This is a genomic window from Sphingomonas sp. PAMC 26621, from assembly GCF_000251145.1.
Lineage (GTDB): Bacteria > Pseudomonadota > Alphaproteobacteria > Sphingomonadales > Sphingomonadaceae > Sphingomonas.
In genome coordinates this window covers 1-8,703 of sequence record NZ_AIDW01000068.1, presented here as the reverse complement: position 1 = coordinate 8,703, position 8,703 = coordinate 1, and the positions used below count along the sequence as shown (strand labels likewise).

The following is an 8,703-nucleotide window of genomic DNA, read 5'->3' as shown; positions in this document are numbered from 1 at the left end:
CGCCGTGACGCCCGGCGCCCATGCCGTGCTGATACTTGACCAGGCAGGCTGGCATCTCTCGGCGGGGCTGATCGTCCCGGCCAACATCACGCTGCTGCCGCTGCCGGCAAAATGCCCCGAGCTCAACCCGGTCGAAAACGTCTGGCAGTTCATGCGCGACAACTGGCTGTCGAACCGCATCTTCAAATCCTACGACGACATCCTCGACCATTGCTGCTTCGCCTGGAACCGCCTCACCGATCAGCCGTGGCGCATCATGTCCATCGGACTGCGGTCGTGGGCCCATCGGTCCTGATCAGAGAGTCTTGGTATTAGCCAACAAGATGGCGCGGACGATGTGGGCGATGCTGACGAAAAATGAGGATTATCGAGTTCCGGCACAGGCAGGAGCAGCATAACAATCATGCTGCGAATTCTGCCTGAGGCCGGATAAACGGGGGTGTGAGAAGGCGACGACCCGAATGGGCAAAACGATCGAAAAGATCTGGATCAGAATAACCAGTTCAGGACTCAGAGCGCTATAGCTCGCCAACGAGATTTGGATCTGATCCGCGGATCACCATACCGGCCAGCGGCTTCTGAATGCCGTCTCAAAAGGCCTTACAGAAGACCGCACTCGATCACGAACCCACACGGTCAGAAACCTTTTGCATCACGGGCGGCAACCACAGAAGTCCTGAGCCTAGCGCGCGACGCAGGAGACCCATTCTCGGCCGTTCCGCGCCCCTCGGACGCGACTTGGAAGCGGACGTTTGTTCATGTCAGCAACAAGGCTTATCCCAGCCCGCCGTTCGTCTGGTAAGCTTCCTCCAGCAGCTTCGCCAATCGTTTGCCGTTCACGGAGGTGACGCTACCCTGCTCGTCGCGACTGTGTCCTCTGCGACCGCTTCACGATCCTGGCGCGGAGCGCGAGCGCCTGAGTATAGAACTGCCACGCGCGCGGTTATGGATCAGCGTCACCATAGAACGTCGGGCGGCTTCTTGACTGAGCGATGTTCCGTGACAGGAACTAGCCCCCTGGCGGCCGATAGCGTCGGGCTCGGCGGGCACGCTCGACGTCGAAGACATACTCCGGCCAGTCACGATCGCCCGCGAGCGCTTCCTGGCCTTCGCGATCGCGCAGGCGGTTGCGAATTGCGATTGCCTCACGCTGCAGGTCGCGCTCGCCTTGATCCGCCTTCCAGGCAGCCTTACGGCCTCGCCAGGTCACAAGCCGCGGCGCGAGAACGAGCCACGCCAGTACGCCCGCCGCAATCCCGCCGTGCGGCACGAGGGCATAGCTGACCGTCAGAACGACCAGGAACGACCAGAAGAGTCTTGGGGCGAAGGTGGCGCGGCGATGCGCGAGCTGAAACGCCATTGAGGGCCACCATGGACCTCGGAGTAGCCAGACGAGCGCGAGGGTGCCCGCGAGGGTCGCACCGGCCAACACCAGGGCAACAAGCGCACGTGCGACGAGAATGGCCAGGATGCTCATCACGTCTGTTCCGCCGGGACACCACCCGCATCAAGAAGCTGACGCAGGCGATCGAGGCGTCGGGCTTGCGGATTAGAAACCACGACATTCTCGATGGCACGTGCTTCGAGAGACAGCACAGAGCCAATCGCCTCGTCCTCGTGCCGGATGAACTTAGGATCGGCCGGCTTGCTCAGCAACTTGGCGCTTTTTCCCGGCTTTAGCTCGTAGAGAAAGCGCTCTGGGTCGCTAAGGCTGAGCGACAGCGTCTCGCCCCGATCGCTCTGCCGGATGTCGGCGACGACGCCGCGGAAACCAACCCCCAGACCGTCCTTGCGCAAAGTAGTGAGGACATATGCGATTGGCCGGTAGCCGTTCTGAGCCGGGCGGATGATGTGGCTGTGAACCCAGCCCTGATTACCGAGATCAACATCCTCGAGTAGCAGATCAAAACCTTCGTCGGTCACCACAGCGAACACGAACGCGATCTCCGCCAGGATGGTTAGAGCGACTGCCGCCACGTCAATCGGCTGGACGATGGCGGTCGCCGATCCATGAGTCAGCGCGACAATCGTTTCAATAGGATTCTGGAGCAGTGGCTGGGGGACGTAGATGGCGGGCGAGATGTAAGAACCCACTAGGTCTCCGGCTTCGACCGCGAGCAGCCGCACGACGTAGATTAGATACCAGGTGGCGGTGTGCACCAGCATCGAGAGCGCAATAGCGAACGCTAGCACGCTCACCGCGGTAATCGGCAGGTCTGGCCTCGACGCAGAATGACGCCGAGCGCGAAAGTTCCAGAAGAGAACTCCAAAAAGCCCTGGGAGGAGCAACGCTAGACCGGCAATGACCGATAGGGTGAGAGCCATAGCCGCTTCCTAAGCGGCGACGACGCGGAGCTGCCCCGTGCTACCGTCGCGCGCGATACGGCCACGCTGCCCATGATCCTCAAGTGCCTTCAGTTCGGCTTCGAGACGAAGCATGTTGGCATAGCCGCCGACGCGCCGCGCTAACGCGCCGGTTTCAGTCTGTTCGCGTACTGACAGAATTGTCGCCATGCCCGGTAGATATCCCCTCCCGGCATCGACGTAAAGGGATGACCGGTTCATCGTGCGCGTGCTGTTCGCCTTAACGATCGACCACGATCACGGCTCCCGGTGTCGGGTCCATCCTTGACCGCGGTAATCTAGGAGACCCGTGGCATGTCGCGCCACAGCTTCCGCCTGGCCTGCGGTCAGCGAGGCAATGATCGCGCTCACCCGTGCGAAGCTCTGGTGGCATCGATTTCTAACTCGGAAGATACCCAAACCCGGTCGTTCCTCCCTCAATCTGCGACTCTCAGAAGCGGACATCTGTGCATGCTGGTCAATCGCGCGTTTTGGAGTGAGCGGATCGGCGCGCTGAACGGCGAGAAGTGGGACTTGATCACCATTCCCGAACCGATCGCTGAATGACGGCTCTCGACCAGCTTGGGCAATAACAGACGAGACGCTATCCGGCAGGCGGCGGTGGCATTGTCGAAGTTACACTCGGCCGCGTCAGGCGATCCTCAAGGTAAACGGTCAGTGAGGGGCGCCCGGCAATCGCGCTCCCGCCCTCGGGGGTGTTGCGAAGATAGAAGAGAATAGGAACGAGATAGGCATCGACACGCGTGAACACGTTGCCGCCGATCGTTCCCGCCGCGATGGTCGCGTCGAGCAGGTTGAGATAGGTATTCAGGACAGGCAGCGATGCGTCGATCCGGACGCGGTCGGGCGAGCCGTATTCGGTACCCGGAAAGAAATAGGCGAACAGAAACTGGCGGATAAGAACCGGCTCCATCGTCGAGACGACGATCGAGGCCCACATATCGACGACTGCCGCCGCTGACGGATCGGCAGGCACCAGCGCAGGGCCGGGGAAGACGCGATCGACATAGTCGATAATCGCGTGCGACTCGCCCAGCGTTACCTCGCCATGCCGCATTACCGGGACTTTGCCGAGTGGGTGGATGGCGGTGACCGGCGGGCTGTGCGGCGATGCGCTGGTGGCGGTGTGCGCCACCCCCTTTTCGGCCAGCGCGATGCGCACAGCCCAAACAAAGTTGCTTTGCGGCAGACCAATAATCTCGACGTCGCTCATGGATCGGTCCTGTCTGGTGGACAGGAGCATGATGCGCGAGAACGGAGCAATCGGACATTTTGCTGTTTATTTCATGCAGCGAGCGCTGAGCGTTTTTCGAGCAGATACGCACGGATGCGACGATCCTCGGTCAGTCCGACGGCACGGTAATAGGCATCACCCGCCTCGGCGGTGCGGCTTAGACGGGCAAGCGTGGCAGCGCGAGTCGCCCAATAGGGTTGGTGGCTAGCGATCCGGACGGGATCGAGCGCGTCGAGGGCAGCGAGTGCGGCGTTCGATCTTCCTGCCTCGGTCAACGCGGCTGCGTGCGCAATACGTGCGCCCAGCGTCGGCGTAATCGCGAGCAGCCGTTGATAAAGCGTACCGATCGTTTGCCAGTCGGTGCGACCTGATCGGCGGCGATCGACATGAACGGCCTGAATGGCGGCTTCGATCTGAAAGCGGCCAGGCCGCCCAAGCGCTCCCGCGCGTCGCAGCAGCGCTTCGGCCTCGTCGAGCATGGGTGTCGACCAACGCTTGCAGTCCTGAAGGTTGAGCGGGATAAACCTGCCCGATTCGGGGTTGCGCCGCGCCGCCTGACGCGAGCGGCTGAACAGCATCAGGGCGAGCAGGCCGAGCGCCTCTGCGTCCGACGAAGCATGATCGACGACGATCCGCGCTAACCAGATCGCCTCGTCTTCCAGCCCGTCCTCGCTCGCGGACAGCTCGTCATCAGTGGTCCAGCCAAGCGTGAACGCGGCGTAGATCGCATCGAGCAGTGGCTCGATGCGCACTGCGAGTTGGTCAAGACCGGGCAGGTCGAAGCTGACGCCGCTAGCAGCGAGTTTGGCCTTGGCCCGCCCGAGTCGCTTGGTCATGGCAGGCGGCGCTACCAGGAACAGCGATGCCATCCGCTCGGCGGTTATGCCCAGCACCACCTGCAGCATCAGCGGCGTCCGCGCCGCGAGGTCGATCGCCGGGTGCGCGCAGGCAAGCATCAGCGCTAGGCGTTGATCGTCGCAAGGTGCCATCGAATTGGTGGCGGCTTCCGCTTCGTCATAGGCACGCAGCAGCTCAGCCTGCGCACGCTCGGCCATCAAGCCGCGCCTAATGTCGTCGATCAGCTTACGGCGCGCGACCGTCAGCAGCCAGCCTTCGGGATTATGCGGTGTCCCCTCGTGTGGCCAACGCGCTACCGCGAGCAGCAGCGCGTCGGCCAGCGCATCCTCGGCAATCGTCAGATTGCCCGAACGGCGCCCGAGCAGCGCGACGAGCCGGCCGAACGAGTCGCGCGCAACGCGCTCGGCGGTCGCCGCGCCCGTCACGGCTATTGCGTCAGGATTGGGCGCACCTCGACCGCGCCGCTGGACGCAGCGGGGTTGCGGGCAGCCCATTGCAGCGCCTCATCGAGATCGGCAGCTTCGATTATGTAATAGCCCCCCAACTGCTCGCGGCTGTCGGCATAAGGTCCGTCATGGATCTCGCGCTTGCCATCGCGCACCCGAACGACCGTCGCACTGAAGGCGCCTTTAAGCGCATTGCCACCACGCATCACTCCGGCATCAATCAGCGCTTTGGTATAGGCACCCCAAGCGGGGCCGTCGTCAACGGCAAGCGGCTGGTCGGTATCAGCGACGGCATCACTCGGCATATAGTTCATGATCATATATTGCATAAAAAATCTCCATCCAGGGCACGATACTCCCCCTGCTTGACGTTCGACCGCCAAACGATGGGACAAATCTTGCAAAATACTGCTTGTAATGCCGCGGCAATCTCACGTCGACAGAAGGCCGCCGTCTTCAACAGTCTCAACCGCCTTTGACACCAGCATCCGGCTCAGGTTTTCTGCGGGGAAAGGAGTGCCCGTATCCTGCTTCAGATTGTCCTTCCACAGTTAGCGAATTGCCCACGCTAAACGGCCGCTGGCGTTTGAAGACCAGCAACTCGGGGGCGGCAAGACGACCCAATGCCGGACATTCAAGCCGCCCTTATCGGTCCCCAACTTCCGCCCTTCGTTCATCGCGACCAAACGGCGGTTCAGGCAGACCACTTTCGCACCCGAACGGCATGACCTAGCGTACGTTTTCGAACATCCTCTCACCGGTCCCCAGCATGGTCGGCGCGATCACCTTCACATGGAGCAGCTCGCTTGCCTTGTCGGCAGGAAGCTGAGCGAATGACATGTAATGCGCGACGCCGGCGTTGTTGACCAGCAGCGTCAGCGGCTCACTCGCGCAAAGGTCGGCGACCGCGGCGACGCCAGCGTAGGTGCTGTGATCGGCTATCACGGGACGGATCGCCATGTCGGGGAACTCGGCTGCGAGGCCGGCAAGCCGATCTTCACGACGAGCCACAATGATCAATTTATACCCCTCGCGCGCCAGAAGGCGGGCAAACTCCCGACCGGTGCCGGATGACGGTCCTGTGATGAGCGCGAGCTTGGGTGATGCACCTTGTCCGTCTTCTGTAGCTGGGGCGGCGGTGGTGTTCATGGGCAGACCTTTCGAGGATCAGGTGGCAGGGCTAGTGAAGATCCGGCGGATCGCTTCGAGTCCGGTGGCGCTGTTCGCCTCGGCATTACCTGGATCGGCAATCATGAAATCCACCGTGGTGTCGGCAAGCGCGCTCATCAGCGGCGGCAACGAGCGTCAAAGGAGCTTCGCGCATCGGACCGTTCGCGCGGATTCCTACGAGAACATTCGCCACGCCGGCCATCGCCTGCTGGCCGAGAGCGCAGCTTTGCTCGTTAATCTCGTCAGACACGGAAAGCTGGGCGAGGGCACGGCGCTATTCGAGATGTGCGCTTGCCCAGCGGACCCACCCCGACCGGAGGTGTGCGATCTGGACCCGCCGTTCCGAACGTGGCAGGCCGTCGAGCGCCGCCGAACCCATATCATTCTTCAAGCCGATAAAGAGCTGGTTCAGCAAATCAGCCTTGCTAGCATAATAGTTGAACAGTGATCCGTTGGAGACGCCCGCCTCCTCGGCGATAGCGGCCGTTGGTGCGCCCAGGCCAGGTGCCGCGATAACACGCGTGGCCGCCGCCATGATCGCGTCACGGCGATGTTCACTCTTTGGTCGTGCCATAGCTCTGCGCCGATCCGTGTACGCAATATATGAGCGACTATCCGGTTATTATAAAGCTGCATGCTTGCTGCATTCGCCAATTCCGCTGTTGTGTCCGGCGTGTAGGTAGGATCGGCATCGAAAGCGGGACACTGGTGTAAGCGGGGCAGCTACCTGTAATTTTTTAGAAGGCATGGGTTAGGAAGAGGGTCTCGATCTCCGCCGATCGGGACCCTGGCTATGCAAAACCTCGAGGCAGATTCAATAGCTTGGCGACCATCTACGGGGGTCCCACTTTCTCCGCGCCGATTCACATTCCATTCCAGTGGTCTCTCGCGAGCAGAACCAGTCCGAATTCGTTGCTTATTTACAGTCAGGAACTTTGCATCATCCGCCAGTTCGCCTGCCGCCGCCAGTTCCCAGCTTGACGTGACGCAGCTTTTGCAAGTGGTCGCACGCTTTGCTTTTTCATCAAGGCGTGAAGCGGCGGTCTGACAGGGACGCCTTTGCCACGAGGGCACCCGAGCCTGCCTCGTTTGAGACAATAACGGCATACGTTCCTTTGAGGATGTGCCAACCGTGATTTGCTTCCTCCCAATCGGCGAGCACGCGCGGCTCGGCAATTAGGGTAATGCGCTTGCGCTCTCCAGGCCTCAGAAACACCCGCTTAAACCCGGTGAGCCGTGGCGCGCTTACGTCGCGTGCCACATAGAGCTGGGGAACGACTGCGCCAGCGCGCCGGCCTCTATTTACCACTTCGAAGCTTGTGGTCAACGCCGCGCCACCCGTCACCGTCAAGCGTTCAAAGTTGAACTTAGAATAAGAGAGCCCATGGCCGAACGCAAAGAGAGGCGTAAGGCGTTTGGACGCATACCAGCGATAGCCGACATCGCTTCCTTCAGGATACTCAACTGCGAAGGACGACACTTCGGGTGCGTTGCCAGCTGTATTGGCGCTTGCATCGCGTTCCGCCGCCGTCTTGAAATGATCGAGGCCGACCGGCTTAGGACGTACCGCCTGAACAGCTGAGCGCGGAAACGTTATCGGCAAACGACCGGAAGGATTGACCGAGCCCACCAGGATTGCGGCGATTGCCTGGCCGCCGCGCTGCCCCGGATACCACGCCTCAACCACGCCCTGGACGCGGTCGATCCATGGCATCAGTACCGGACCGCCCGTTTCCAGCACCACCACCGTCCTGGGATTGGCCGCGGCGACGCTGTCGATCAATGCATCCTGCCGATCGGGCAGAACCAGCGTCTCGGCATCCTGCGCTTCGGTCTGCCACTGCGTCGCGAAAACAATCGCGACGTCGGCATCACGCGCCGCTGCGGCCGCCGCCGCCGGATCGCTGCCATCCACAAAGCGCACCTGTGCGCCCGGCATGAGTGCGCGGAGCGCATCGAGCGGCGATGAAGCATGATAGGTTATTCGCGCGAAGGACGCTGCAGCGCCGCTGGTGAGCGGTATTTCGACAGGCACACCGCCGACCGAGCGCACCTGCGACGATCCGCCGCCCGACAACACGCCGACGTCGGCATGGCCACCAATCAGCACGACGCGCCTGGCAGTCTTCGCCAAGGGGAGGATGTCGTGCGCGTTCTTGAGCAGAACAATGCCGGCCTCTGCGGTCCTTTGCGCCACGTCGGCATGGGCGGCATAGTCGATACGCTGGGGCGTGTCGGGCATGGGATGGTCGAGCAGGCCGTTCTCAATCATGCCGGTCAGGATTCGCGTGACCATCTCGTTCAACCGCGTCTCAGGCACAGTGCCGTCCGACAAGGCCTTATACCAAGTCCCTCGGAGCCTGACTCAGCGCCGGGGATTCCCAAGTCGGTCATGATCTGATTCAACATCGCAAACGGTGGGAGGTTGGCGGTGGCATCAGCGGTTGGGCTAAGGGACGATTTCGACGGGTCTGGTCTTCGAAGGTTGGCGCGTTTGAGCGGTGACGCCAATCAGGTCCGGCGGCTGCTGGCGCTGGCGGTGATTTACGATGGTGGTGCGCGGCACGCGGCGGCACAGGTCGGCGGCGTTGGTTTGCAGACGGTTCGAGACTGGGTGCTGCGCTTCAATAC

10 protein-coding genes and 2 pseudogenes are annotated in these 8,703 nt (G+C 61.8%); 3 read left to right on the top strand and 9 right to left on the bottom strand.

Going from position 1 to position 8,703, the window contains the following annotated elements; all coding sequences use genetic code 11:
- Positions 1–295: transposase (locus RI03_RS22220; protein ID WP_010220058.1), on the top strand; the 295-nt coding region annotated here is incomplete at its 5' end.
- 714 nt (positions 296–1,009) lie between these two features.
- Here the strand turns inward: RI03_RS22220 and RI03_RS22215 are convergent.
- The 7 genes from RI03_RS22215 to RI03_RS23320 form a co-directional block, all read right to left on the bottom strand.
- The gene (locus tag RI03_RS22215; RefSeq protein WP_026047005.1) at positions 1,010–1,477 is read right to left on the bottom strand and encodes a hypothetical protein; all 468 of its coding nucleotides are present in this window, start codon (positions 1,475–1,477) and stop codon (positions 1,010–1,012) included.
- The gene (locus RI03_RS22210) at positions 1,477–2,325 is read right to left on the bottom strand and encodes a hypothetical protein (RefSeq protein WP_010220055.1); all 849 of its coding nucleotides are present in this window, start codon (positions 2,323–2,325) and stop codon (positions 1,477–1,479) included. Before RI03_RS22210 ends, RI03_RS22215 begins: the two co-directional genes overlap by 1 nt.
- 9 nt (positions 2,326–2,334) lie before the next feature.
- Entirely contained in the window at positions 2,335–2,565 is a 231-nt protein-coding gene (locus RI03_RS22205) for a hypothetical protein (RefSeq protein ID WP_170318455.1), read from the bottom strand.
- A 382-nt stretch (positions 2,566–2,947) separates the two neighbouring features.
- Positions 2,948–3,577 (bottom strand): glutathione S-transferase family protein, encoded by a 630-nt coding sequence (locus RI03_RS22200; protein ID WP_010220054.1) that lies wholly within the window; start codon positions 3,575–3,577, stop codon positions 2,948–2,950.
- 71 nt (positions 3,578–3,648) lie between these two features.
- On the bottom strand, positions 3,649–4,881 hold the full coding sequence (locus tag RI03_RS22195; protein WP_010220053.1) for an RNA polymerase sigma factor: 1,233 nt from the start codon (positions 4,879–4,881) through the stop codon (positions 3,649–3,651).
- A 2-nt stretch (positions 4,882–4,883) separates the two neighbouring features.
- The gene (locus tag RI03_RS22190) at positions 4,884–5,231 is read right to left on the bottom strand and encodes a YciI family protein (protein ID WP_010220052.1); all 348 of its coding nucleotides are present in this window, start codon (positions 5,229–5,231) and stop codon (positions 4,884–4,886) included.
- Between the two features lie 400 nt (positions 5,232–5,631).
- Entirely contained in the window at positions 5,632–6,051 is a 420-nt protein-coding gene (locus RI03_RS23320; protein ID WP_081504346.1) for an SDR family NAD(P)-dependent oxidoreductase, read from the bottom strand.
- On the opposite strand from RI03_RS23320, the gene RI03_RS25025 reads away from it, so the two are divergent.
- On the top strand, positions 6,050–6,520 hold the full coding sequence (locus RI03_RS25025; protein WP_238542508.1) for a hypothetical protein: 471 nt from the start codon (positions 6,050–6,052) through the stop codon (positions 6,518–6,520). The genes RI03_RS23320 and RI03_RS25025 overlap by 2 nt on opposite strands.
- Positions 6,521–6,535: 15 nt before the next feature.
- On the opposite strand, the pseudogene RI03_RS25505 reads toward RI03_RS25025, so the two are convergent.
- Together RI03_RS25505 and RI03_RS22175 are read right to left on the bottom strand one after the other, a co-directional pair.
- A pseudogene (locus RI03_RS25505) lies at positions 6,536–6,607 on the bottom strand (hypothetical protein); the annotation flags it as partial.
- Positions 6,608–7,096: 489 nt separating this feature from the next.
- Complete coding sequence (locus tag RI03_RS22175; RefSeq protein ID WP_010220049.1) at positions 7,097–8,368, bottom strand: glycoside hydrolase family 3 C-terminal domain-containing protein; 1,272 nt, start codon at positions 8,366–8,368, stop codon at positions 7,097–7,099.
- Between the two features lie 111 nt (positions 8,369–8,479).
- On the opposite strand from RI03_RS22175, the pseudogene RI03_RS23965 reads away from it, so the two are divergent.
- Positions 8,480–8,703 (top strand): annotated as a pseudogene (locus RI03_RS23965) (IS630 family transposase); the annotation flags it as partial.